Source organism: Streptomyces agglomeratus (assembly GCF_001746415.1).
Taxonomy (GTDB): domain Bacteria; phylum Actinomycetota; class Actinomycetes; order Streptomycetales; family Streptomycetaceae; genus Streptomyces; species Streptomyces agglomeratus.
The window spans coordinates 1,239,994-1,266,771 of record NZ_MEHJ01000001.1 but is presented as its reverse complement, the minus strand read 5'-3'; the positions used below and the strand labels follow the sequence as shown (position 1 = coordinate 1,266,771).

Here is a 26,778-nt window from a genome sequence, read left to right as displayed (position 1 = left end):
CCTGGGGCATGGATGGTGATGCACGAGTGCGTGACTCGTCAGGTCAGGTCGTCGAGAGCTGTCAGGCAGGGTGGCGAGGGCCGTGGCCTGGGGGTGGTGTGAGCGTGGAGGTGTAGTTCTCGCCGTCCACCAAGGGGTTGTCGAGGGTGAGCCCGGCCTCCGCCATGCGGTCGTACTCGGCGAGGATCAGTTCCTTGGTGCGGTATGAGCCGTACTTGGCCTCGTCCTTGCGGCGGACGATGGGGAAGGTGTCGAGGATGTAGTCGATGTCTTCGCGGGAGATGCCGTAAAGGTGAAAGAAGAGGGCGTCGAGTTCGGCGCGGATTTGCTGACGGCGGTCCTCGTCCCAACGGAAAGGAGAACCGACGTAGCCGAGGTCGGCGCCAAAGGAACTCATGTCGTACGTGGTGTAAGCGAGTTCAAGAACTCTGCGCCCGATGAAGTCTCGATGACGATCGGCCATGCTTGGTACCAGGAAAGGAAGTTGTGCGAACTGGAAGAAGTTCAGGTTAGTTCCCCCCAGTTTTTGGCGCAGAACATAGTCGAGCGCGAGCGACGCTGCATTGGCATACAGTAGGGGAGCTGGTTCTTCTGCAGTCGGCAAAATTAGGTTGCCGGAGTCGCCGATACCTCCCTTTGGGAAGGCGTAAGCGATGGTTGTCCGTTCATCGGTTGCCCTGCAAATCTTGCGGAATCCGATGAGGTATTCCTGTTCCCAGCCCTTGCTGATTAGGACTCTGGTGACTTCCTTTTCTGGTACCCAGTACCGGGGTGTTACTACTGATTCAGCGTCTTGTTTCTTTGTGAGGTTTACGTCGCGGGTGGCACCATCGCTGCCGTATGTAGCCCAGCGGTGATCGTAGTGGTGGAGCATTTTCGCCTCGTATAGAGGCAGCATCTTTGCTGTGTCCTTAGTGAAGACGTTGCCTAGCAGTCGCCAGCCTTCGTCTGTCAAATCTTCAGAAGGCCGGAAGAAGTGTGATTCGTGGGCCATGTGGAACATGTTGACTAGGGATACACCCCACGGATTTCCGTTCTGCCTGTTTTCATTGATGAGAACCGGAACGCGTCGATAGATGCCAATCGTGATTTCGGCATCCCTGCGAGACCTGAAAACGGGGAGTGTCCCGGTGTTTGGATTGAGAAGCTCGATCTCCTCTGGGGTCAGCGTAAATGCCTTGTTGGCATCCTCCAATTCGGTCGGGTCGTGAAGGAAGAACGCGAACCGCGCTGCCAGGTCGCGTAGCGAACGGCCCGTGATGGACAGGATGCTGAACTTGAACGAGCGGTGCACGCCAGGGAAGAGTGGTGCCGCGTTCTCGAAGTCGTACAGCGCTGCGATCGACCCACTCCGCACCAGGTCCTTGGAGAAGTGTTGCGTCCGCGCATCTGTAGCGATCCCGGTCGGAACGATCACCCCTGCCCGCCCCATCGGGCCAATCAAAATTCGATCAGTCTCCGCGAAGACTGCGTAGACGTTAATATTTCCTTTTCCGGTGAGAGGAACTCGGCCTGAACGTCGTAGGAAGTGGCTTTCCGCATATACGGCCCGTTTGGCCGCTGCATGTTCGTTGTAGAGGGGAAGGGTTTCGGATGAATCCTTAAGCTTGGCGATCAGCTTCTTCCGGGCATCAGCCTTGGTTACCGCAGCGATAGCAGGAGCACGCTGAGCGAAGAATTCTTGCTCCTTAAGCTCGACGCTCTCCCACGGCGGGTTTCCCACAACACAGTCGACCCCCCCCCCGCCCAACCGGTCGCCGGGGACACGCCCTGGCCGCTCTCCGGGACGGAAAAGACCTCGGGGAACTCCAGGTGCCAGTGGAAGAAGCTGTACTGGCAGCGCAGACGCGTGATTTCGGCATCGGTTTCCGCAGAGATACCCCCGCCGCTAGGGTCTTCTAGCGCCCTGAACGCCGAGTGCGTCACCGCGCGCGGACCCTCCGGCGTCTTGAGCCACACGAACGCCGCGCACCAGGCGTCGGCGACTCGCCTGGCGCGCTGGTACGCCGAGGAGCCGGCCCACTCCTCGTACGCCTGCTCCTGGCGGCGCACGTCCGCCAACTCCTCCGCCTGCGCCAGTGTGATGGACCGAAGCCCACTGGCGAAGGCGGTGTTCGCTACTTGGACCGCCTCGTTGCCGAGGTCAAAGAGGCTGCCCTGCCCGACCCGTTCCTGCTGGTTGATCTTCTCCAGCGCCTTGGCGTGCTTCTTGTCGTCGCCCTCGGTGGCGATGAACGCGTCGTCGGGAATCCCGTCCCGCAGCAGCTTCGGCGTCGCCCCGATCAACCCGTTGCCGTGCTTCACATGCGCGTCAAGAAATCCGAGCGGCTTACCCGGCTCCAGCGCCTCCAGCCACAGCGACACCTTGGCCAGCTCCACAGCCATCGGGTTAAGGTCCACGCCGTAAATACAGCGGGCGACGACCTCATGCAGCGCATGGCGCACCGCATCCAGCGTCGGCTCGGGGTTCCGCTCCCGTACAGCCGCCACCTGCTTGGCGATGCGCCTCGCCGATGCCACCAGGAAGTGCCCCGAGCCGCATGCCGGGTCGCACACAGTCAGGGACAGCAGCTCGTCCACGATCGAGTCCGCCGGGTCGGTCGCCCCCGACTTCGACGCCGCCTCCTCGCCCCGCTTCACCGCGTCCCGTATCACCGGGTCCAGCGTCGAGTCCAACAAGCACTCGATGAGCGAGGACGGGGTGTAGTAACTACCCGTCGTCTTACGGGTGTTACCAGCCACCTCAACCAGCGTGAACGTACGATCGGCGGTGCTGTGCTTCGGTTCCAGCTCCAGCAGCGACTCGTACACGGAGCCCAGCTCCTCCGCGTCCAGGTGCCGGTAGTCCACCGCCCGCCAACGCCCCGAGCTGCCGTCCCGCACCTGCGACAAGTGCCTTACGGCTGTCAGCAGGGCCTCGTTGGACAGCTTCAGCCCACGCAGCGGGGCGTCCGCGTTCGTGTCGTTGAAGAGGCCGCCGAGGCCGGGCAGGCCCAGCTCGGGGCGGCCCTTCTCGTCGCCGAGGGCGTCGAGGACGATGCGCAGGGCCTCGTACAGGTCACCGTGTGCCGTACCCCGCCGCTTCCTCGCGTGCGCGCGCAGCCGGGCCGATGAGAAGTACGCCTCGTACCGCTCACGTGCCTGCGGGTCCGCCTTCGGCGACAGCAGCGCGTCACGGTCCTCGGCCACGAAGACGAACAGCAGCCGGTACACGAGCCGCAGCAGCGCGGCCTGGAGGGCCTTCGGGCGGACGTCCTCGCGCAGGGCCGTGTTCTCCGGATGACGAAGGAAGCCCGTACCCAAAGCGGTGATCGCATTCTGGACGCCCTTGCGGAGCTGGTCCAGGGCGCGGGTGCCGGAGGCGATGGCCTCCGTGCGCCACTTCTCCAGCCGGCACGCGGACGGCGGCGCGTCCTCCGCCACCTCGAACCGCGACACGTGCAGCACCCGGTACAGCAGCACGAACTCGCTGAACAGCTCGCCGTCGAAGATCGACTCCAGGTCGAACTCCACGTACGACGCCGTGGCGAGCGCGCTGGAGTCGCGCAGCAGCCGTACCTGACGCCCGTTCGTCAGTACGCCCCACAGGTGGGCCTCCGCGCGGTTCAGGCACTCCTGGAGCATCGACTGGGGCGGGACCGTTCCGGCTCCACCGACTCGCTTGTCAAGGTTGGAGTTCCAAGCCGTCTGGTGGATGAGCGCGTGCCGCCAGCGATGGGAGACCGGGAACTTCTTCTCCCCGTCCGAGTCGGCGGAGATGCCCGCCGGGCCGACATGCGTCAGGGGGCCGAAGCCCAACTCCCGCCAGAGCGGGGCCAGCCAGTCACTGCCGGCGCGGCCGGTCGGGTCGGCCGCCGGGAGGCCCGTCTCGCGGTCCTCGGGGAGGTGCTTGCGCAGGTCACGCCAGAGCGGCTTCAGGTACTCCCAGCTGCGCTCGGCCTCGTCGCGTACCGAGCGCGAGGAGGGCAGGCCGTAGTCGGCCGACTTGGAGCCGGGGACGTCCTTGCCCTCGGAGATCCGTACCAGCATGTCGGCGGGCAGCAGCCCCCCGACCGTGTGGACGGCGGTGAACACCTGGTGGCGGGTGGTGGCGGACATCAGGCGGACACTCCAGAAGCGGCGGCCGGGGTGGCGGCAGGGGCGGCGGGCAGGTACACGTACGTGCCGAGGACGTCGGCGGGCTTCTGCACGGTGACGGACAGGCCACGCACGATCTCGCCGGACGCCTGGCGCACCCGGCGGTGGGAGGCATCCAGCTCGGCGGCCAGTTCCTCGCCGTACGTCTGCAGGTGGCCGTACACGTCCGGGAGCTGGGTGAGCAGGCGGGTCATCGTGCGCTCGGCGTAGTGGCGGTCCGTGCTCTCCGACGCGGTCGCGTCGAGCAGGTCCCGCGCCCGCTCCGGCGGCAGCCACTCCGCCTTTCTGGCCGAGCCCTCGAAGGCGATCAGCCGGGCGTCCTCCGCGACGAGCTGCTTCTCGCCGCTGCGGGAGGGCAGCGTGAGGTGGAAGCGGTAGCGGACCAGTAGCAGGGTGGTGAGGGTGCCGACCGCGTCCGTGGTGACGACCCCGCAGCGACGGGCCGGGCGGGCGCCGTCGGCCTGGGTGTCCAGGGCGGCGTTCAGGACGTGGGACGCGAGGGCGCCCACGACCGGGTCCGTCCGCACCAGGGCAGCCTCGCCGCGCGCCACCGCCGGGTCCGCGCGGAACGGGATCGGGCGGTCCTTCTCGATCACCTCCGCGCCGACCGTCGGCGCGAGCGCGTCCCGCAGGCCGACGGGCGTGCCGCCCACTTGGGCCGTGAAGTCGTCGCCGTCGCCGCGGAGGACGGCTCCGAGGGCGCCCAGCGACTCCCGTACGAACGTGCCGACCTCGCCCGCGCCGCCCAAGGCCTCCCGGACCGCCGCGACCTCGCGCGCCACCTCCTGCGGACGCACCGACCGCTGTGCGAACCGCGAGCGCGACGCCTTCTCGCGTTCGGCGGCCGAGTTCCAGTCGCTGTCCAGCTTCTCCGTGCTCACCTTGAACGCGTCCGCGCCGAACAGGGCGTCCTCGTCCTCGCGGCCGCGCATCAGCAGCCACTCGACGATCGCGTCCGTCACGCCCGTCGACAGCTCGTCGGGTACGGAGACGGAGATGCCGAGATCCTTCTTGATCTGGCGGTGCTTCTTGATGAGGACTTCGAGGACCTTGCCGTCGATGCCGTTGTCGTCGCCGTACAGGGTGATGACGCGGACCTGGTCCTTGCGCTGGCCGTAGCGGTCGACGCGGCCCTCACGCTGGTCGTGGCGGGTCGGGTTCCAGGCGAGGTCGTAGTGGACGACGGAGTCGAAGTGGTGCTGGAGGTTGACGCCCTCGGAGAGGCAGTCGGTGGCGATCAGGACGCGGCGGGCGGCGGCGTCCCCGCCGGCCTCCTCGGCGAGTTTCTCGATGCGCTCCAGGCGCTGCTGCGGGGAGAGCGTGCCGGTGACCGCCTTGACGACGGTCTTCGCTCCGAGCGGGCCGCGCCTGCCGGACTCCTTGTCGTTCTCCAGCTGGGCGGCGAGGTACTCGGCCGTCGGGATGTAGCGGCAGAACACGATCGGGTTGTGGCCGTCCGCGAGCAGCGCCTTGAGCTGCTTGATCAGCGCCTTGAGCTTCAGGTCCTTGGCCGGGCCTTCCAACTGCGCCGCGATGTCCGCGAGTTCGGCGAGGTAGGAGCGCGGGTCCTCGGTCGTCTCCGCGCCCGGTGCGACGTCCATGCCCTCCATCGCGTCGCTGTCGGCCGCGTCGCTGTTGAGCGGCGCGCCCAGCTTGTCGGCCTCCTCCGCCGACGCGGCGACCGCCGCTGCCGAACGGGTCCTCAGCGTCTGCGCGGCGGCGCGCGGCGACGACACCAGGGAGCGGAGCAGGGCGATCGCCGACCACCAGGCGATGCGCGCCTCCCGCCTGCCCTGGCTGCCCGCCTGCTCGACGCGCTCACTGGCGTACGCGATCGCGTCGTCGAGCAGGGCCCGGTACTCCGGCGACAGCTTGTACGTCTCGTCCTTGAAGTAGCGGTCCGAGGGGAACGCCGTCCGCTCCGCGAGGGAGTCGTCGGTGAGACCGTCCTCCTTGGTGAGGTACTGGCGTACGTCCGCCCGCTTGCGCGCCACGAAGTGCTGGGCGAGGAGCTTGCGGCCCGTCTCCGAATCCAGGCTCACGTCGGCCAGTTCGGGCTTGACCAGGCCGAGGAGGTTGCGGAACGCGGACTCCTTGCCGCTGTGCGGGGTCGCCGTCACGAGCAGGAGGTGCCGGGTCTCGTCCGCCGAGACGCGGCGCAGCAGCTCGTAGCGGAGCTGGTTCTGCGAAGCCGTGGAGGTGTCGTCGGCTACCACGCAGGTGTGGGCCTCGTCGACGATCACCAGGTCGGGGCAGTGGCGTACGAAGTCGTCGCGGTGGCGCGGGGACTTGATGAAGTCCGTCGAGACGATCACGTGCGGGTACCTGTCGAAGAGGGACTGGCCCAGGTCCAGGCCCCGTTCGAGGCGCGAGACCGTCGACGAGAGGACCAGCTCCGCGTCGATGCCGAACTTCGTGCGCAGCTCCCCCTGCCACTGCTCGGCGAGCGCGGGGGAGCAGAGCACGGCCAGGCCGGTCGCCTCGCCCTGCGCGAGGAGTTCGCTCGCGACCAGGCCCGCCTCGATCGTCTTGCCGATGCCGACGTCGTCGGAGATCAGCATCCGGACCGTCTTCTGGCGCAGCGCCATGAGGAGCGGCACGAGCTGATACGCGCGCGGCTCCACCGCGATGCCGGCCAGCGCACGGAACGGGCCCGCCCCCGAGCGGAAGCCGACGCGCAGCGCCGTACGCAGCAGGCCCGCTGCCCGCTGGTCACCGAGGTCGCTCGGGACCGGCGGCGCGAACTTCGCCTCGGCCACCGCCTCGAACGCCGGGAACACGGCGGCGATGTCGTCGTCCGAGCCGCCCAGCGGACGCAGGACCAGCAGATCGGGCTTGCTCTCGGGGAGCACGACCCATTCCCGGCCGCGGGCCTTCACCAGGGAACCGGCGGAGTACGTGAGTGCCATGTGAGTCTTCGAGTCCTCGTGTTGGGTCCGACCGGATGAGGTGGGCGGTCAGTTGGCGGCCGGAGAGCCGAAGTAGCGGGTGTTGGCGCCGGCGATGGCGTCCCAGTCGGCGCCGTGCACGAAGCGGATGACGTCCCAGCGGGCGTTGAACAGGCGGTCCTCGGCGTCCTCGTCCCGGAAGGTGTCCTGCTCCTGGTCCGGCGAGTCCACGAAGACCGCCACGTTCACGCCGGGCAGGCGGTACACGTAGTCGGGGGTGGCCATGGCCTCGGTGAGGAACGCGCCCGGTTCGTCCGGCAGCCGCAGGCCGCGTGCCTTCGCCCAGCCCAGGAAGTCGCCCTGAGCGGCCAACTCGGCTGCCGCTGTCTCGACCGCTGTCGGTTCGGCAGGGGACTGGTCGAGCAGCCGACGGTACTGCTCCGAACGCGACTCGCCACGCGACTCCCGCCGGGCCGTCGCTGTCGCGAACCGCACCAGCAGGTCCCGCACCGAGTGCCGGTTGATGAGGGCGTGGTTGAGCTGGTTGCCGTAGGTCAGCAGGCACTCGTAGCAGCCGAGCGCGCACGGCCGGTCCGGGTGCGGGCCGCCTTGGTCGGCGCCGTCGGCGTCGAAGTGGCAGATGTCCAGGGCGCGTACGGCCGCCTTCGCCAGGGCGTCGGGCTCAGCTTGGAGACGGCGCAGTACACCCGCGCCGCCCTCGGCTGCCTCCGTGAACAGGATGCGGTTGCGGGGACCGTCGTCCGGAGGCAGCAGCTCGCTGGACAGCTCGGCGTCCTCCAGCTCGAACGCGGCCTCGATGCCTCGCTCCAGGGCGTACATCAGGGAGAGGGCGACCGGCTCCGGCAGCGGCTCGTCGAGGGTGACGACGAGGATGTTGCGGCGGTCCTCCACGTACGGGATGACCCGCTTCTTTCGGCGCCGCTCATTGCCGTCCGCGTCGATCACGGGCAGTTCGCTGGAGTCGCCGGACGCCTCGGACGCGTCCTTGTCGTTCATCCATCGGCCGTCCGCGAGGTCCAGCCAGTACCCGGCCGGCTCGTTGCTCTTGGCACGTACCCGGCCGGTGTTGGTGATCCGGACGGTCGCCGAGTCGCCGTACGCCACGTCGGCGAGCGGCGTGCCGGAGGCGTCGGCGACCGCCGCGTTCAGGCGGCCTTTGCGGCTGCCGTGGTCCTGGAATCGGTACGACGTCTCCAGCTTGAAGCCGGCGCGGCGCCGCTCCTCCTCGTCGGACGAGATCCGCTCACGGCGGGTGGTGTACACGGTGTGAAGATGCAGCAGGCCATACGTCGCCGAGCCCAGTGGCTCGTGGCACATGGCGCAGCGGTCCTCCAGCTGCTCCGGATCGTGGTGGTAGCCGCACTGTGCGCAGCGGCGGGCCTCGCTGGTCGCCATGTCTCCCGAGGAGTCCGGCGGCAGCTGGATGCGGGTCACCTGGTAGCGGGCGCCCTCGTGATAGATCAGCGCGCCCGGACCGAACTCGCGGATCGCGAGGAATCGCGGCCGCTGGAGATAGTCGCCGTCCCCGCGGCGGCGGCCGATGGTCGGGATGTACGCGGCGAGAGGGAGCCGCGGGAAGCTGTAGCCGGGCAGGAAACCTTCGGACGCCAGATAGCGGTACGGGTTGAAATCGGAGAGGACCGACTTGCTGTCGACGCTCTCGTTCATCAGCAGATTCAGCTGTGTCTCTGCCTCACGGCGGCGGGCGTTGGCCCGGATGCGGTCGCCCTCGGTGAGGCTGTAGTCGAGGCGGCGCCTGTTCTGGATGTACTGATCGTCGAGCGCGGAGCGGAACAGCTGGCGCCAGCGGTCGAAAGCCCGGTCGAAGCGGGTCGCCACCGTCCGCACACGGTCCTGGATCCAGTCGTCGTGCCACCACGTGGTCTCGGCGAAGTCGGGCAGGAGCGGGCCGAGGACGCGCAGGGCGGCATCGATGGTGCGACGCCGGGCGCTCTCGTCGAGGGAGGTGGCGAGGATGTCCGGCAGCAGCTCCAGCGCGGGGTTCGGACGGTCACCCGTGTCCGGGTACGACACGTCCAGCACCTCGGGGATGGCACGGCCCAGTTTCAAGCCGGCCTCCGCGATCCAGATGCCCTGGAGGTGGGAAAGCACCAGGTCCTCGTTGGCCAGGTCCAGACGCGGCGGGGCGACGGCGCCCGCGACCATGCGCTCCGAGCGGCGGAAGTAGTACTGGTCGTGGCTGTTTCCCGTCGCGCAGTACGTGGTCACCAGGGCAGGCTGGCCGCTGCGGCCGGCGCGGCCCGAGCGCTGTGCGTAGTTCGCCGGTGTGGGCGGCACGTTGCGCATCATCACCGCGTTGAGCTGCGAGATGTCGACGCCGAGCTCCATCGTCGGGGAGCAGTACAACAGCTTCAACTCCGCCTTACGGAAGGCTTCTTCGCGCTGCTCCCGTTCCTGTGGCGAGACCTGCGCGGTGTGTTCGCGCGCGAACAGGCCGGACAGGGTGCCTGCCGCGTCCTTGTACAGGTCTCGGAAGAAGGTGTTGACGCGCGGGCCGTCGCCGCTCTGGTAGGTGCGGGTCAGCGGGTCGTGCGTGCCCCTCTCGCCCGTACCCGCGCGCCAGACGAGGGACTGTGCGGCCACGCGGTAGCCCATAGCGGCCGGGGCGGAGGTCCTGCGGTAGCGGCCCGCGCGCTGCGGAGCCTCCGTGACCTCCTTCACCAGGCCGGCCTTGGCCAGAACCTTCAGCAACTCCTCGATGACCAGCTGGAGATCAGCCGGATCGAGCGTTTTGAACGACGTGTCCGCGCGGCGCAGGTACTTGCCGAACTTGCCGCGCGCCGACAGGAACAGAGCTGAGCGGTCCATCCCCGGGCGGGAGGGGTGCGGATAGGCCGTGCCGACCTTCGGCTTGTCGGCGGAGGACAGCACCCACGGGTCGATCAGACGCTCCTCACTCGCCCGCTGGAGCGAGTCGAAGTCGTCCCGGAAGTACGAGACGTCGATGGCGAGGGAGCGGCGCATCTCGTTGAGCAGCGCCTTCATGATCTCGGCCCGCAGCGCCGGGTCGGCGTCGCGCAGCGCCTTGTGCGTGCCGGCCCACCGGTCCTGCTTGGCGGCCACCCAGTCCAAGTCCTCGTAGCCGATCTCCAGCAGACCGGTCTGCTCCAGATTGGGCATCGTGATACGCCAGCCGCGCTCCAGGTCCAGATAGAGCCGGAACGCGATCACGTCACGGAGGGTCTTGGCGGCGTTGCGGGCAAGGGAGGGCGGCAGATCACTCTCGCCGGTGTAGTCGGCCGGCTCGATGGCGAGCGCGTTCGTCACGGAGGAGGCCAGTTCTTCGTGGTGGACGCCGTCCTCGCCCGCGTCCAGAGCCGCCCGGTACAGGGCGCCGCGCAACTGCGTGATCTGCACGAAGTCGTTGAAGTGACCCGCCTGGAGGGACGCGTCCTGCCGGTTGTCGACGAACGTGAGGAGCTTGCGCGCCTCCTTGTCCAGCATTTCCTCCGGCACCGACTTCAGCGAGCGCACCACAGACGCGGAGATCAGCGAGGTCGCGGAGGACCGGCCTTCCTGGTCGAGCGTCGCCAGCTTCGCGAAGTCCCGGCCGCGCGTCTGCTCGTACGCGACGCCGCAGTGCAGACAGAAGAGGAAGGGGGAGGGGACGAAGGCGGCTTGAAGTTCGCCGCTCCCTTCGCGGCCGCGCGGATCAACAGTAACGGCACGCGGAACCCGGTCGCGGTACGACTTCTTCACGACCTCCTGGCCCTTGTCGTCCAACTCCAGCCAGGACTCGGGCAGTCGGCGGTCGTCCACGGCGTACTGGACGTTGGACGGCCACGCCCGCTCGTGATCGACGTACAGATAGCCGTCGCCCTGCCGGCCACCCGTCGCGGAGGTGTCCCGGCGCGCCTCGTACCGGACCTCGCCGTCCTTGTCGGTACGCCATACCGTCAGGTACTCCTGGCCGCACTCCCGGCAGAAAGCCAGCGGCATCAGCAACTTGCCGTCGCTGCCCGGCTGTTCGAGCTGGTACGAGCGCGTCAGGTGGCGCGCGAGCTTGTCCTCCAGGGTGACATAGACGGTGTCGCCCTTGGAGAGGAACTGGTGCAGCCGAAACGCGAACAGGGGCCGCTCGGTCACCGGGTGCCGCGCCTGCGAACCGGCCTCCAGGGTGGCGCGGATCGCCGCGACACACTGGTCCTCGGCGACCCCGGACCCCTCGTGCAGTTCCTTCGCCGCGACCTCGATCTTCGTGGGCTGCTGACGGATCAGGCGCCCGGTGGCCTTGTCGGTGGCAAGGCCGAAGCGAGTCTCGATCCAGCGGGCCAGCGGGTCGCGTACGAGATCGTCGTACGCGCGCGGTGCGGCCGGCGAGTTGAGACGCTCGGCGGGTACGGCCTCGGGAGTCTTGTGGGTAGCGCGGACCAGGGTCTCGCCAATGACGTGTTCAGGGCGCACCGGCGTACCGAACAGGGTGCTCGCCACTCCGGCGACGACCTTCTTCTGGTCGTCGAGCGTGCCCTCCGTCGACATGGTGGCCGACGTGCCGATGCACTGCAGGTCCAGCGCCTGGCAGGCCTCGCGGACGCGGCGGATCAGCAGGGCGACATCGGCACCCTGCCGCCCGCGGTACGTGTGCAACTCGTCGAAGACCAGGAACTCCAGGCCCCGCGCCATCTTGATGAGGCTCGCCCGGTCGGCCGGGCGCGTCAGCATCAGTTCCAGCATCACGTAGTTGGTGAGCAGGATGTCCGGCGGGTTGTCGCGGATCTCCTTGCGCTTCTCGTCGTCCTCCTGGCCCGTGTACCGGGCGAAGGTGACCGGCTCGCGGCCCGCGCCGTAGCCGTCGCGCAGGTACTTCTCCAGCTCTTTGAGCTGGCTGTTGGCCAGCGCGTTCATCGGGTAGACGATGATGGCTCGCACCCGCTTGGGGGCAGTCGGTCCCTCGGTGTCTCGCTGGTGCAGCACCTTGTTTACGATCGGAACGATGTACGCGAGCGACTTGCCGGACCCGGTGCCCGTCGTGAGGACGTACGACGCGCCGGACGCGGCGGCGTCGATGGCCTCGCGCTGGTGCTGGTGGAGTGTCAGCGGGCGGCCGTCGGGGACCGTGCCGCCCTCGGTCTTCTTCGCCTGGAAGATACGGGCGCATTCGTCGTGCAGGACCTTCTGACCTGCGAGCTCGACCACCGTGCCGCCGCTCTGGAAGAACGGGTTGAGCGACAGCCACGGGTCGGGCCACTGCGACTTGCTGTTGAGATCGTCCTCGACGAACGCGGCGATCCGGTCGTCCCGGATGACAGTGCCCCCCTCGGTGAAGGAGCGGTAGTCCCTGATGAGGGTGCGGTGGACGCCGAAGACGTCCATGCCCGCGCCTGAGACGCTGACGGGCGCCGGCGTCGGAGGGGCGGCCTGCCGTGCGGACGTCTGGGCGGCGGGGTCGCGCAGGGGCCGGGCCGGGTCCAGGGCGCTCCAGTGCGGCAGTTGGGGGGCGTGCCCGTCCTGTCCGGCCAGGGGAAGCAGTGCGTCGCGTACGGCTACGGCGTCCGCGGGGCGGGCTGCCGGGTCTTTGGCGAGCAGGCGGTCGACGAGCCGGGCGAGCTCGGTGGGCACCTCGCTGCGGATCACGGTGATGGGCGTCGGCGCTTCGCGCGTGTGCTTGGTGGCGAGCTCGTACGGGGACTCGCTGGTGAACGGCGGTACACCCACGAGCATCTCGTACAGGACACAGCCCAGCGCGTACAGATCGGCGGCCGGCGTGACCTGCTTGGCCTCGAATTGTTCGGGAGCCATGTAGCGGGCAGTGCCCACGCTGACGCCGGTGCTGGTCAGACGGGCTCCATCGGGGTCATCGATGATGCGCCCCATGCCGAAGTCGAGGACCTTGACCGTGCCGCCTTGGGTGAGCATGACGTTGGCGGGCTTGAGGTCGCGGTGGACGACATCGGCGGCGTGCGCGGCGGCGAGGCCGGACGCGATCTGGGCGCCAATGGCGGCGGCCCAGGTAATGGGAAGCTGCCGTTCCTCCTCGATGAGATCGCGCAGCGTCTCGCCGCTCAGGAACTCCATCGCGAGGTAGGGCAGGCCGCCCTGGTCCTCGGCGACACCACCGGCGACGATGCGCGTGAGGTTGGGGTCGTCGAGGCGACGCATGATGCGCACTTCGCGGGCGAAGCGGTCGGCGGCCTTGGGGTCGGCGCCGGTGTCGACCCGGGTACCCGTGCGGCGGCGCAGGATGGTCTTGACGGCGACGGTGCGCTCGGGTGTGCCCTCGGCTGCCTGGAGATCCTCGGCCCGGTGCACCTCACCCATGTTGCCCTTGCCGATGACGTGCCCGATGCGGAATCTGCCGTCCAGTAGCTCCTGGCCCACTGTCGCTCCCTCGTCCTCAGTCGTCTCGTTCCCGCACCCACGCGCGAGGATAAGGAAACGGAACGTGCCCCCTGATGCGCTGCCGCACCGCTCATCGTGGCAGAGCGGAGGTGCGGTGTTCGCAACCGTACACGAGCTGCGCCAAACCCAACAGGGCGTCAGTCTGTTGACATCGTTAACGCGCCCCCATACGCTCCGTGATGTCATCAGGCAGGGGGCGTTACGTGAGGCATGAACTCGTTGGTGGGGATGGGGCGCCTGGGTGGGAACCAGGCTGTGCCGCCGGGGGCGTGCCGACGGCCCCGCAGGGGCGTAGACCTGGAATGAAGGCCGCCCTGGCAGTGTTGCTGACCCGCCTGCGTAATGCGGCGGCCGACGGCGCCGTGTCGGAGTCCGTGTTCTTGGAGCAAGCCGGCGCGCTGGGGCTCGGGCCCGTCGAGCGGGAGCGGCTTCGCGAGGAACTGGCAGCGCTGGGGCTGCCCGTTCCCGGGTTGGTGGCGCATGCAGACGGTGACGGTCCGAATGCGGAAAAGGTTGCACTGATCCGTGAAGAAAATGTGTCCAGTCTTGTCTTCCCCTCCCGCGACGTGGTTCGGGGGCTGCTGAGCCAGTATGCCGACCCCGAAGGTTATGTGACCCTGCGCGCGCTGGACGGGGTCACCCGTCTGGCCGGACTCGGTGTGCGAGACGCGGCTGCCGTGCGGGCCGGGGTGCGTTTACGGGGCGAGGCCGTCGCGAGGGCGGAGGCGCCGGCGACGGGTACGGGTACGGGTACGGAAAGCGTGGTCAGGCTTACCGAGGTCGAGGCATACCCATTGGAGGGTGTCGCGGAGGACGAGCCCTTCCCGCGGCAGGAGGCGACGACTGGAGCGGGCACGGGGGACCTCACGGCCGCCGTGGCCGCCGCGCTGACCGTCCTGGAGAACGACCGCTTCCGGCGGCGGCCGGATATGCGTCTACTGAGCGCCGAAGCGGAAGTCGGACTCGCCGTGTTGGTACGGGGCGGACCGGACCGTATGGCCGAGGAACCTGACGACGATACTCTCAGCGTCCTGCCCACCGACGACCTCAGGGTCCGAGCCCGGGACTGTCTCGTCCTGCACAACCAGCGACTTGTGCACAAGATGGTGCCCCGGTATCTGGAACAGGGTTTGGATTATGACGACTTGTTCCAGCACGGCGCGCTGGGGTTGATGCGGGCGGCGCGGAAGTTCGACCCGGCCAAGGGCTTCAAATTCTCGACGTATGCGACCTGGTGGGTCCGCCAGTCGATCAGCCGGGGTATCGCGGACGAGGGCGCCGTCATTCGCATCCCGGTCCACATGCATGAACAGGTTCGTAAGGTGGCGCTGGCGGAGCGCACCCTCGCGATTCAGGGGCGGCCCGCCGGAGTCGCCGACGTGGCTGTGTACTGCGACTTGACGATGCAGAAGGTCGAGGAAGCCCGGAAACTGAGCCGGCGCACCGACTCCCTCGACCGGGTCATTGGGGACGGGGTGCCTTTGGGCGACTTCATCGGGTGGACGAATCCACTGCCGTCGGTGGAGAAAGGCGTGCTCGACGCGATCCTGCTGGACCAGATCATGAGTGTTGTCGACACGTTCTCCGAACGCGAGGCCCATATCCTCGTCCGGCGCCTGGGTCTGGACGGGGACGAGCCGTCGACCCTGGACGAGTTGGGCAAACAGATCGGACGGACCCGAGAGCGCGTCAGGCAGATCGAATCAAAGGCCAAGACACAGTTCCGGTTACGGTTGGCGGAGGCCGGTCTTACCGCTGCGTACCAGTACGGCGGGGGCCTTGGAACGGAACCCGGCAGGGCCGAGAGGCAGCCCGGTGGACAGCGAGCCGGCAGCGGAGCAGGTGCCGGAGCTGGGGCTCCGACAGAAAGTTCCGGGGCAAAGCGGGTGCCCGACACGCTGCCCGGCGCCGCACCGAAGCCGGCTTCGCTGGAAGAAGTGGCACAGTCCGCCGAAGCGGGGAAGACGCTGGACGCCGAATGCCTCAAAGAGCGAACGGTGGCCAGTCCCGGCGATCACACAGCACCGGGTGACGTCTTGACGGACTCTGCGACGGAGACCCCGCCGGAGGCCCGCATCGCGCTTACGCATGAGCCCGGGGAGCAGGTGGACCGTCGGCCCGAGGGGCGCTCGGATGATCCCCCGCCGGTGACGAAACAGGGGCTTGGACCAGTGGTTGACGCGCATGACGCCGAGTCGAGCATCGGACTGGTGCACGAGCCGCGCACGCAGCCGGTGCTGGAGTCCGCGCCGGAGGGTTCACCTTCGGCGCAGGCCGTCACTGTGGCGAGCGGGCCGTCAGCCCCTGAGCCGGTGATTCCCGAACAGACGCAGGACACAGCGGACTGGCAGCAGGCCCTGCGGATGCCGACCGAGTTCGGCGGGGGAGTGGCGTGGCTGGCCGATTACGCGCTGCTGGCGGTGGGGCATGCACAGCTCATTGCGCCGCTCGGTCCGTCCTCGGCAGACGCCGTCGCGCGTGCCGCGCGGGACGGGGGGGTGCTCGACCGGCCGGTGATAGCGGCCCTGGAGGTTTTGCGGCGCGTGTTCGACGCCGTGAAGGAGGCTGGGCTGCGGCCGGAGGATTTCCTGGAAAGGCCGGCCGAGGCGCTGGTAGGTATGACTCCGCGCGCGTATCTGGCGGCCAGACCCCTGGTGCTGAGCGAGTCGCGCCTCGCGCTGCGTGACTCCTTGCGGGAGTTCGTCGCCGAGGTCCCGCTGCGTGCCGGTCAGAGAGCGGCACCCGCCGACAGGTCGTCGGCCAGTTTCGTGGCGGAGTCCCGCCCGGGGCCGGGTCCAGGGCCCGGGAGCAGTGGGCAGATGCGTGAGGTCGCAGTGCCGGACGCGTCGGCAAGCCACGGCAGTACTGACGCACCGACGGCCCAGGAGCAGCCGGTGTCTCTGCTCAAGGCCGGACGCGGATCCGCGTCCCCAAGGACCCCCGAGATGCCCAGGTCCGGGACCGCGAACCGACGCACCGGGCGGGGAGAGGCGGAGCCTGATGCTGAACGGCGTCTCACCGACCTGAGCCGTGCGTTCGAAGCCGAGCTGACCCGCGAACGCGACAAAGCCCAGCGGAACCTCGCCGAGGAGCGGCAGGCTGCCGAAGCCCGACGCATCGTTGCCCTCGCGGAGACCGAGCGGCAGCTCGATGCCCTGGAGGACACGCTGCTGCGCCGGGCGGACAAGGCGCTGCTCCGCAACGAGCAGCGCCTGCGTGCACAAGCCGAAGAGCGGATCGCGCGCCTCAAGGACGGGCACCGCGAGGCGCAGCAGACCCTGGTCGAGCGGGCCGAACACGCCGAGCTGAGGGAACGCGCGGCACGGACAGCCCTGGCCGCGGCCGGCGAGCGCGGCGCTTGGGCAAAGGAGCGCGCCAACGACATCGAGCAGCACGCCCGTACGGCCATGCAGCGCGCCGACGATGCCGAACTAAGGGCGAATACAGCCGAAGAGGGGGCAGCAGTACTGCACCTGCGGGCGAACGAAGCCCAGCGGCGGGCGGAGAATACCGGTCAGCAGCTACGGCGCTACCGCGAGGAAGGAGAGGCCCGCATCGCGGGCCTGGAGGAGCGGCTGCGGCAGACGGAAGTCCTGCTCGCCGAACGTCACGGGGCTCTCCGCGCCGCCCAACAGCAGGCATCGGCCCAGGTGGCGGCGGCCGAACAGCGGGCTACGGCGCGGATCGCCCAGACCGAGCACGACGCATGGGCCCGCATCACCGACTTGCAGCAACAACTCGCCGCCGAACGTGCGGCCGCCGCGGACCGTTCCACGTTTCGCGATCGGTGGCGCCGGTCCTGACTCCGAAGCCAAGACCCGCGCGCCCCGCACCCTTCGTACCGCTTCAGGAGCACCAGCATGGACCCCAGACAGGAACTCGTCTCTTACCTGCACCGCCGGCTCGTCGGTCCTGCCTCCGGGGAACACGAGCTGCTCGAAGCGCCGCCCGACCGCGAGTACCTCATGGGCACGCTGTATCCGCAGGAGGCCGATCTGCAGAAGCAGTTGGACCTCGCAGCGGAGGAGCTCGAGGGCGCCGGCTCGGAAGGCGGCGCCGAGGACACGGCGCCCGCGGCGGACCCCGTGCCCGAGTCCAACTCTTGGCTGCCGTCCTCACTGGGCTTCAGCTTCTACACCGACGCGACGACCATCGACGTCCGCTGCGCCGGAGCCCGCTACAGGACTCTCGCCGCCACCGGTGAGCGGGGCCGCCGCTGGGAGCGCCTCCCGCTGACGGAGGAGACCCACGCGCTACGGCCGGGCCGCGACCACGTCCCCGTGCTCGACGGGCGCGGCGAAGTCCGCATCCGCAGGCGCGCCTTTGGCGCCGGACAGCTCGTCACCGTGGCCCTGGTCAACACCGCGCACCACGAACAGGCGCTCGGCAAGGCCGCACAATGGGACCGGATGCTCTTCCAGGTCGAACTTGAAGCGCGGCCCGCCGACGGTGATGTCCTGCCCTACCCGAGCGTGCGGCTGGCCAGCCGTGACCTGGAGGAACAGGAGCTGCGTCTCCAGTACCGGCACGTCCGCACACACGCCGTGGGCCACGGGTGCGCGGTCGAGGAACGGTACACGGAGCGCGGCGAGCGGACGGTAGTGGCTCTGAAGGCCGCCGTCATGCCAGAGGCCGAGGTCAGCGGTGTCCGGGCCGCCGGCTTCACCGGATCCCCCGTACTGAACGTGCTCCATCTCGCCGATCCCACCGTCCCTCTCGCGCAACTTAACGAGGAACTCGCGGAGTTCGCCGCCGATTACCGAGCCTGGTACCTGGGACAGCTGAACACCGAAGTCCCCGCGTGGGGCCGGGGGGCCGCCGACCGAATCCTGGCACGCGTCAACGCTGCCGTTACCCGGATCGAGTCCGGCGTGCGTACCCTCTGCGATCCGGCGCGGCCCGAGCTGCTGCGCGCCTTCCGCACCGCCAACCGTGCGATGGCCCTTCAGATGCGGCACTCCGCTCGCGATCAGGCAGGTGAACGCCGCGCCCGCCGCGACGCGGTGCTCCTTGACCCGGAGCCGAGCCCGGACGCCGTATGGCGGCCCTTCCAGCTCGCGTTCTTCCTGCTCGCCCTGGACGGCGTGGCCGACCCCCGGCACCGAGACCGGGCTACAGCCGACCTGATCTGGTTTCCGACCGGTGGCGGCAAGACGGAGGCGTATCTCCTGCTGGCCGCGTTCGCCATGGTGCTCCGCCGGGGTGAGAAGGGCGGTGGGGGCACCGCTGTCCTGAGCCGCTACACCCTGAGTCTGCTCACCACCCAGCAGTTCCAGCGAGCGGCCACCACCATCTGCGCTCTGGAGACACTGCGCCGCGCCGACCCGGCTCCCTACGGGGACGAGCCCTTTTCCATCGGCCTGTGGGTGGGCGAGTCCACCTCCCCGAACTCGTACGAGAAAGCACGCGCTGTCTTCGACGACGTGCGCGGTGCCGCCCGGCCCGACGATGCCTTTATCCTCGACCGCTGCCCCTGGTGTGGCACACGCGTCGTGCCTGCCCACAAGTCACCCGACATCGGGGACTACGGAGTACGCGCCACGGCCGACTCGTTCAGCTTCTACTGCCCGCGCGAGGAGTGCGCCTTCCACGACGAACTGCCCGTCGCAGTGGTCGACGAGCAGCTGTACGACCGGCCACCCACCTTCGTCCTGGGCACCGTGGACAAGTTCGCCCGGCTCGCATGGGAACCGCGCTCGGGACGGCTGTTCGGCGCGGGCAGCGGGAACCTGCCGCCGTCCCTCGTCATCCAGGACGAGCTGCACCTGCTCACCGGCCCGCTCGGCACCACCGTCGGCCTGTACGAGGCGGCAGTGCTCGGGCTGTGCACCGACCGCGACGGCATCGGACCCAAGGTCGTGGCGTCCACGGCGACGATCCGCCGCTCCGGCGAGCAGATCCGCGCCCTCTACGGCAGCGGCGCCCAGCTCTTCCCGCCCGCCGGACTCGACTCCCGGCATTCCTACTTCGCCGAACCTGACACGTCCCGTCCCGGCCGCCGCTACCTCGGCGTCATGGCCCAGGGACACACCGCGGGCCGCGCCGCCGTAGCCACCGCCGCCGCGATGCTCCAGGGTGCCTACGAACTCCCGGAGGAGCACCGCGACGCCTACTGGACGCTGGTCGCCTACCACCACAGCCTCCGCGAACTCGGCCGTACGGTCACGGCTGCGGCCGATGACATCCCCGCACAGCTCACGGGGCTGGATTCGGGTTCGGGAATCAGGGGACTGGCGGACCACCAAGTACAGGAACTCACCAGCAACCTGCCGCGTGCCGAACAGCCCGTCCTCCTCGACCGGCTCGAAAAGCCCTGGCGCGACCCGCAGTCGGTGTCGTTCCTGCCCTGCACCAACATGCTGTCCGTCGGCATCGACGTGAAGCGGCTCGCGCTGATGCTCATGCAGGGACAGCCCAAGACGACGGCCGAATACATCCAGGCCACAAGCCGGGTCGGCCGGCATACCGTGCCCGGTCTCGTTGTCACCTTCTTCAACGCCACCCGCCCCAGGGATCGTTCGCACTACGAGACCTTCGACGCGTACCACCGCTCCCTCTATCGGTACGTCGAACCGACCAGCGTCACCCCTTGGTCCGTCCCCTCACGTCGGCGCGCTCTGCACGCCGCGCTCGTCATCCTCGTACGCCACCGCCACCGCCTCGGCCTCGCCGCCGAGAACCAGGCCGGGAACATCCTCGACCGGCTGCCCGAGGTGGAAGCCCTCGTCGAGGAGCTGGCGCTGCGGGCCGCCGCCGGTGAACCGTCTGCCGCCGACGCCGTACGCAAGGAAATCGCGGAACTCCTCGCCGACTGGGAGGACGCCGCGCGCGAGGTCCGCAAGGACGGCCGAGAGATGTACTACCGCAGCCAGGGCAAGGGACAGTCCAACTTGATCAAGAGCTTCGAGCAGCGCTACGGCCTTTGGGAGACACCGAACTCGATGCGCAACGTCGACCGGGAATGCCAGGTGATGGTGAAGGGAGCCGACCTGTGAACCGCACACTTCGCGTACGCCAGTCGCAGACCGTTCTGCCGTTCGGCGTCGGGGCCGTCTTCGACATCCAGGGCGAGTCGTTCGTCGCCACAGGTGTCGGCGACTGGCCGCAGAAGGCCAAGCAGCGCGTCGAGTCGCCCCGGCTAGCGGGCCGGCTCGGCGTCACCGGCTTCTACGCCGCGCCCCCTACGGCCAACGAACGCTTCGACTCCCCCGACGCTCCCGGAGCTCCCTACATCCGCTTCCCGTCCTGGCTGTTCTGCGGGGCCTGCCGCCGTATGAGGCGGTGGCGTATCGCCGACGAAAAGCCGGGACAGCCGCCTCGCTGCCCATCCTGCTCACCCGGTCGGACCCTCGCCCCCATGCGGTTTGTTCAGATCTGCGCGGCCGGTCACCTCAGCGACGTCGACTGGTGGTTCTGGGCTCACTCGCGACGAGAAGCAGGGGAACGGCGGCAGTGCGGTGAACGGGAGAAACTCCGCTTCGTCGTGTCCGAGCGCGCCTCTGGCCTCGAAGCGCTCTCCGTCACTTGCACGGCCAAGGGGTGCGGGGCCTCCCGCGACCTGCTCGACATCCTCGGCACGCACGGCATGCGCTGCTCGGGACGCAACCCCTGGCAGCGGGTCGGCGAGGCCACGGAGTGTGCAGTACCGGTGCAGATCGTGCAGCGCACGGCGGGCAACCTGTACTACCCGGTCGTGCACTCGGCGCTCGACATCCCCGAGTCGGACGCGCCCACGTCGCAGGGAGACGAAGAACTCGCCGGACGCGTACGCGAGCACGACCTGTGGGTGTCGCTCTGCCGGGTCGCCGGCACCCCGCGCGCCGACGTCTTCCGCACGATGATTCAGGAGGACACCGGCGCCGACGACCAGCTCCTCGACGCCCTGCTCGCCGAGGAGACCGGGCAGCCCGTGCCCGTCGCATCATCCGGCCCCGCCACGGCGCCCGCCAGCCCCGACCTCAGCCGTGAGGAGTGGGCCGCCTTCACCGCGCCGACCCCGCCGGCCACCCGGGACTTCGCACTGCGCGAGACCACCCTCGGACTCGGACAAGAGACCGCCGAACCCTGGGCCGGCCTACACCGCCGTATCGGACGGATCGTGCTCGCCGACCGGTTGCGCGAGGTACGCGCGCTGTCCGGCTTCAGCCGGGTCTCCCCGGACGCGTCCCTCGTCCCCGCCGACACCGCCCGGCGCCTCAAATGGCTCCCGGCCGTCGAAGTCTTCGGAGAGGGCGTCCTCCTCACGCTCGACAAGGACGCACTCGCCGCATGGGAAGGCAACCCAGAAGTGCGCCGGCGCGTCGCGGGCATGCGCGCCGACTTCGACCGCTCATTCCAGAAGGGACGGCTCCAAGCCCTGACCGGGGAAGCACTCTCGCCGCGCTTCGTCCTCCTGCACACCCTCGCCCATCTGCTGATCCGCCAGCTCTCCTTCGAATCCGGCTACACGACGGCCAGCCTGCGCGAACGCGTCTACGCACGCCCCGAACAGGACCAGTACGGCATCCTCGTCTACACCGCCGCGGGTGACGCCGAAGGCACCCTCGGCGGGCTCGTGCAGCAGGGAGAGCCGCCTCGCCTCGCCGAGACCCTGCTGCGGATGACCGAAGCCGCCGCATGGTGCTCCGCCGACCCCCTCTGCGCCGAGCACACCGGCCAGGGCTTCGGCAACCTCAATCGCGCGGCCTGCCACGCCTGCGCCCTGCTGCCCGAGACGAGCTGCGAGACCGGTAACACCCTGCTCGACCGCGCTCTCGTCGTCGGTGGCGAACGTGTACCCGGTTACCTGGAGCCGATCGTCACGGCCGCCCGGAGTGCCGCGGTGGATGCCCTGGAGGAAATGTGACCCTCACCTACCTTGACCTCGTACCGGAACAGCGCTCCTGCCTCGACGCCCTCCCCTTCGACGGCAATCACCTGATCAGCGGTCCGCCCGGCAGTGGCAAGAGCCTCCTGGCGGGGCAACGGGCCATCATGCTCGCCCTCACCGGCACACCGGCAGTCCTGCTGACCCGCTCCAGTCTGCTCCGCCAGTCACTGGCCGCGACCGTGCACGCGCTCGGCCCGGAGGACCGCAGCGTGCGCGTGGCGACCGCACACGCGTGGCTCACCGAGTGGTACGGCGGAAGGCCCTCACGCGGCGCGGACGGCTGGTTCGACTGGCCCGCCTTCTACGACCGTGCCGTGGAGACCGGCCCGGTGCCCGGACTCACCCTGGTCGTCGACGAAGGCCAGGACCTGCCCCCGGAGTTCTATCGCCTTTGCCGTCTGCTGGGAGCGCGGACGACAGTGTTCGCGGACGAGTGCCAGCGGCTGACCGACACCAACTCCACGCTTGCCGAGATCGCCGAGCGGCTGGGCCGCTGTACACGTCTCGCACTTGACGGCAACCATCGCAACACACGCCAGATCGCTTCCTTCGCCGCTCACTTCAACACGGGGAGCGGTCTGCCTGCCCTCCCCGAACGCGAAGGGCCGCCCCCGCGATTGCACCGTCTACCGCACGGCGGCGCAGCTGACCTGCTGATCGTTCTGGCGCAGAGGCACCCGCGGCAGAGCATCGGGGTGATCGTGAATTCCACCCGCACCCAGCTTTCGCTGCTCGGCAGTCTGGAGCGTAGAGCACCCCGGCTCAAACCGCAGCTGTACACCTCCCGGGCGCGAGCGGCGCAAGGCCGTTACCGCACGCTTGACCTCGGCCGCCCGGGGATCGTGCTCGTCCACCGGGCGAGTGCCAAAGGGCTGGGCTTCGACACGGTCGTCATTCCCGACACGCATACTGACGCGGCGGTCGATCCGACCTCGGCCGCACTGCGCATGACGTACTACGTCCTGGCAACCCGGGCACGACATGAACTCCACTTGGCATACGAGGGAGAAACGGAGCCACCTGTGTGCGCGCAGGTGGGGCCCGGGGACCTGCTGCGCGGATGAGAAGGCTTTGGAGGCGTGCCGCAGCCGCTGTCGACCGGGGCTTCCCCCTTTCGGTTCTTGCCGTGGCGAAGCGGCTGAAGAGCCGACTCCTCTCGAGAATCACCTGGTACGGCCCTGCGCCTCGGAGCTGTGCTTCTGTCTCCGTCCAAGCGGGGCGGACCTCGGGGTTACGGTCCGCCGGGTTCCAGCAGATGGGACATCCACCGTGCTGGTGATGGGCGTCGGCCACTCGCGTTGGATCACGGCCTGGATGGCAGCGTGAGTCAGCGAATACCTGAGGACAGCTGACCCGACATGCGAACCGTTGTACGCTGCGGAGAACGCCCTTGACCTGCGTGAGCAGGCAGGGAGCAGACATTTCGGGAGTTGCCTCATGCTTCGTACCATGTTCAAGTCCAAGATCCACCGTGCCACCGTGACGGAGGCCGATCTTCACTACGTCGGGTCTGTCACCGTCGATGCCGCGCTGCTGGAGGCGGCCGATCTGCTGCCGGGGGAGCTCGTCCACATCGTCGACATCACCAACGGTGCCCGCCTTGAGACGTACGTCATCGAGGGCGAGCGCGGTTCGGGTGTCATCGGGATCAACGGCGCCGCCGCGCACCTGGTCCACCCCGGTGACCTCGTCATCCTCATCAGTTACGCCCAGGTCGACGACGCCGAGGCGCGGGCCCTTGAGCCGCGGATCGTGCACGTGGACGAGGGGAACCGGATCGTCTCGCTCGGTGCCGACGCGTCGGAGCCCGTGCCGGGCAGCGACACCGTCCGCAGCCCGTACGCGCGCCCGGGCGCCGGGTCCGGGAAGGTGTCCGCGATCACCGCCTAGCATCGCGGCATGCTCACCCTGCTGCACACGTCCCCGGTCCACGTGCCCGTCTTCGACGCCCTGCGCGACCGGGAGCACCCCGGTCTCGGCCTGCGCCATGTGGTCGACGAGGAGCTGCTGGCCCTGGCCCGCTCCGGCGGGCCCGGCGCCGCGGACTCCGCGCTCGCCGCGGCGCTCGCCGACGCCGTCGCAGGCGGGGCCACGGCCGTCCTGTGCACGTGCTCGACCATCGGTGCGGCGGCGGAGGCGTACGCCGGGCGGTTCGGCGTACCGGTACTGCGCGTCGACCGTCCGATGGCGGCGGCGGCCGTGGCCGCCGCGCCCGGACGCGACACCGTACGCATCGCCGTGGTCGCCTCGGTGGACAGCACCTTCGGGCCGACGTGCGACGTCGTACGGGAAGAGGCCGCCGCCGCGGGCCGGCGGGTGGACATCCGCACGGTGGCGGCGGAAGGCGCCTGGGAGCGCTTCGAGGCCGGCGACCGGGACGGCTATCTGGACCTCGTCGCGCGGACCGTCGACCGCGTCACCGAGGTGGATGTGGTGGTACTGGCCCAGGCGTCCATGGCGGACGCGGCCGCCCGCACGCGTGCCCACCTCACCGTCCCCGTGCTCGCCAGCCCGGCCACGGGACTGCGCGCGGCAGCGGCGATCGTCCAATAGGGGCGATCGGGCGGCAGGGCCGCAGGGCCGCAGGGACGGTAGGGGTGCGTGGGCTTGCGTTCCGGTTCGTCCCGCGGCTCGCGTGTGGCTCCGGCGGGCGTGGGCAGCCGCACGGGGAGAAAGTGGTCTAGTTCCCGCCACCCGACCCCACGGCGACAGAGCAGGAGGCCAGCCATGACGCACCCGTACCCCGACCCCGTTCCGCCGTCCCCGACGCCGCCCCCCGGCCCCGTGCCGGGACCGGGCCCCGGCCCGCTGCCCGACCCGGGCCCCCTCCCGGGCCCGGAGCCCGTACCCGGACCGGAACCCGGCCCCGCTCCCGAACCCGGCCCGGCCCCCGAACCCGGCCCGGCCCCCGGACCAGGACCCGGCCCCGGGCCGGTCCCGCCGGGCCCGGCGCCGGATCCGATTCCCAAGCCGCCGGGGCCCGACCCCGTACCCGATCCGGAACCTCAGCCGGGACCCACCGGAGTCTGATCAGCCGCTGATCAGCCGGTGCGCACCTCCGACCGGTCACCGCCCCAGAGGGTGTGGAACGAACCCTCCCGGTCGGTGCGCCGGTAGGTGTGCGCCCCGAAGAAGTCGCGCTGCCCCTGGGTGAGTGCCGCGGGCAGCCGCTCCGCGCGGAGCGCGTCGTAGTACGCCAGCGACGCCGAGAAGCCCGGCGTCGGCACTCCCCGCTGCGCGGCGGCCGCCACCACCGCGCGCCAGTCGTCCTGCGCCGCGCCGATCTCCTCGGTGAACCCCTTGTCGGAGAGCAGGCTCACCAGTCCGGGCGCGGCGTCGTACGCGGCTCTGATCCGGTCGAGGAACGCCGCCCGGATGATGCAGCCCGAGCGCCAGATCGAGGCCACCGCGCCGAGGTCGATGTCCCAGCCGTACGCCTCGCTGCCCGCCCTGATCTGGTGAAAGCCCTGCGTGTACGACACGAGCTTGGACGCGTAGAGCGCCTGCTCGACCCGGTCGGCGAACGCGGCCGCCTCCGCGTCGTCGAGCGGGCTCGCCACGGGCCCCGGCAGCCCGCGCGACGCCTGCCGCAGATCGGTGTGGCCGGACACCGAACGGGCGAAGACCGCCTCCGCGATGCCCGAGACGGGTACGCCCAGATCGAGCGCGATCTGGACCGTCCACCGCCCCGTGCCCTTCTGCTCCGCCTCGTCGGCGACGACATCGACGAAGGGCTCCTCGGTGGCGTCGTCGATGTGCGCGAGCACCTCCGCGGTGATCTCGATCAGGTACGAGTCGAGGCGGCCGGTGTTCCACGAGCGGAAGGTCCTGGAGATCCGCTCGGGACTGTATCCGGCGACGGCGCGCAGCAGGTGGTACGCCTCGGCGATCAGCTGCATGTCGGCGTACTCGATGCCGTTGTGGACCATCTTGACGAAGTGGCCCGCCCCGTCCGGCCCGATGTGGGTGACGCAGGGCGTGCCGTCCTTCGCCTTCGCGGCGATCTTCTCCAGCAGCGGGCCCAGGGACGCGTAGGACTCGGCCGAGCCGCCCGGCATGATGCTCGGGCCGTGCAGCGCCCCCTCCTCGCCGCCGGAGATGCCCGTTCCGACGAAGTGGATCCCGAGCTCCCGCATGTCCCTCTCGCGGCGCCTGGTGTCCTCGAAGTGCGCGTTGCCTCCGTCGATGACGACGTCACCGGGCTCCAGCAGCGGCGCGAACTCCCGGATGACCGCGTCCGTAGGGTCGCCCGCCTTCACCATGACGACCAGGCGGCGCGGCCGTTCCAGGGCGGCGACGAAATCCTCGGCGCTCTCCGTGGGTACGAATGTGCCCTCGTCGCCGAATTCTTCGACGAGGGCCCGCGTCTTGGCCGCCGTGCGGTTGTGCACCGCGACCGTGAAACCGTTGCGTGCGAAGTTGCGGGCGAGATTGCTGCCCATTACCGCGAGCCCCGTTACACCGATCTGGGCTTTACCACTCATACGTGAGCTCCTGGGGTGT

The 26,778-nt window shown here is 69.4% G+C and carries 9 protein-coding genes and 1 pseudogene; 6 read left to right on the top strand and 4 right to left on the bottom strand.

Annotated elements, in window-relative coordinates:
• Positions 1–61: 61 nt before the first annotated feature.
• The 3 genes and pseudogenes from AS594_RS47875 to AS594_RS05220 form a co-directional block, all read right to left on the bottom strand.
• Positions 62–4,098: pseudogene (locus tag AS594_RS47875) on the bottom strand (Eco57I restriction-modification methylase domain-containing protein).
• Positions 4,098–7,046 (bottom strand): helicase-related protein, encoded by a 2,949-nt coding sequence (locus AS594_RS05225; RefSeq protein WP_069933429.1) that lies wholly within the window; start codon positions 7,044–7,046, stop codon positions 4,098–4,100. The pseudogene AS594_RS47875 and the gene AS594_RS05225 overlap by 1 nt, the downstream one beginning before the upstream one ends.
• A gap of 48 nt (positions 7,047–7,094) precedes the next feature.
• Positions 7,095–13,385: a protein kinase domain-containing protein gene (locus tag AS594_RS05220; protein ID WP_079148280.1), complete on the bottom strand. Its 6,291-nt coding sequence runs from the start codon at positions 13,383–13,385 to the stop codon at positions 7,095–7,097.
• Positions 13,386–13,708: 323 nt separating this feature from the next.
• On the opposite strand from AS594_RS05220, the gene AS594_RS05215 reads away from it, so the two are divergent.
• From AS594_RS05215 to AS594_RS05190, 6 genes are all read left to right on the top strand, one after another.
• A complete protein-coding gene (locus AS594_RS05215) occupies positions 13,709–17,209 on the top strand; it encodes a sigma-70 family RNA polymerase sigma factor (RefSeq protein ID WP_167367983.1) in 3,501 nt (1,166 codons plus the stop codon).
• Positions 17,210–17,266: 57 nt separating this feature from the next.
• Positions 17,267–20,401: a helicase-related protein gene (locus AS594_RS05210; RefSeq protein WP_069933431.1), complete on the top strand. Its 3,135-nt coding sequence runs from the start codon at positions 17,267–17,269 to the stop codon at positions 20,399–20,401.
• Complete coding sequence (gene drmB / locus AS594_RS05205) at positions 20,398–22,251, top strand: DUF1998 domain-containing protein (protein ID WP_069933432.1); 1,854 nt, start codon at positions 20,398–20,400, stop codon at positions 22,249–22,251. Before AS594_RS05210 ends, drmB begins: the two co-directional genes overlap by 4 nt.
• Entirely contained in the window at positions 22,248–23,339 is a 1,092-nt protein-coding gene (locus tag AS594_RS05200) for a DEAD/DEAH box helicase (RefSeq protein ID WP_069933433.1), read from the top strand. Before drmB ends, AS594_RS05200 begins: the two co-directional genes overlap by 4 nt.
• Before the next feature lie 373 nt (positions 23,340–23,712).
• The gene (gene panD / locus AS594_RS05195; protein WP_069933434.1) at positions 23,713–24,165 is read left to right on the top strand and encodes an aspartate 1-decarboxylase; all 453 of its coding nucleotides are present in this window, start codon (positions 23,713–23,715) and stop codon (positions 24,163–24,165) included.
• Between the two features lie 9 nt (positions 24,166–24,174).
• A complete protein-coding gene (locus tag AS594_RS05190; RefSeq protein ID WP_069925883.1) occupies positions 24,175–24,828 on the top strand; it encodes an aspartate/glutamate racemase family protein in 654 nt (217 codons plus the stop codon).
• Between the two features lie 488 nt (positions 24,829–25,316).
• On the opposite strand, the gene gndA is transcribed toward AS594_RS05190, so the two are convergent.
• Positions 25,317–26,759 (bottom strand): NADP-dependent phosphogluconate dehydrogenase, encoded by a 1,443-nt coding sequence (gene gndA, locus AS594_RS05185; protein WP_069933435.1) that lies wholly within the window; start codon positions 26,757–26,759, stop codon positions 25,317–25,319.
• Positions 26,760–26,778: the final 19 nt, after the last annotated feature.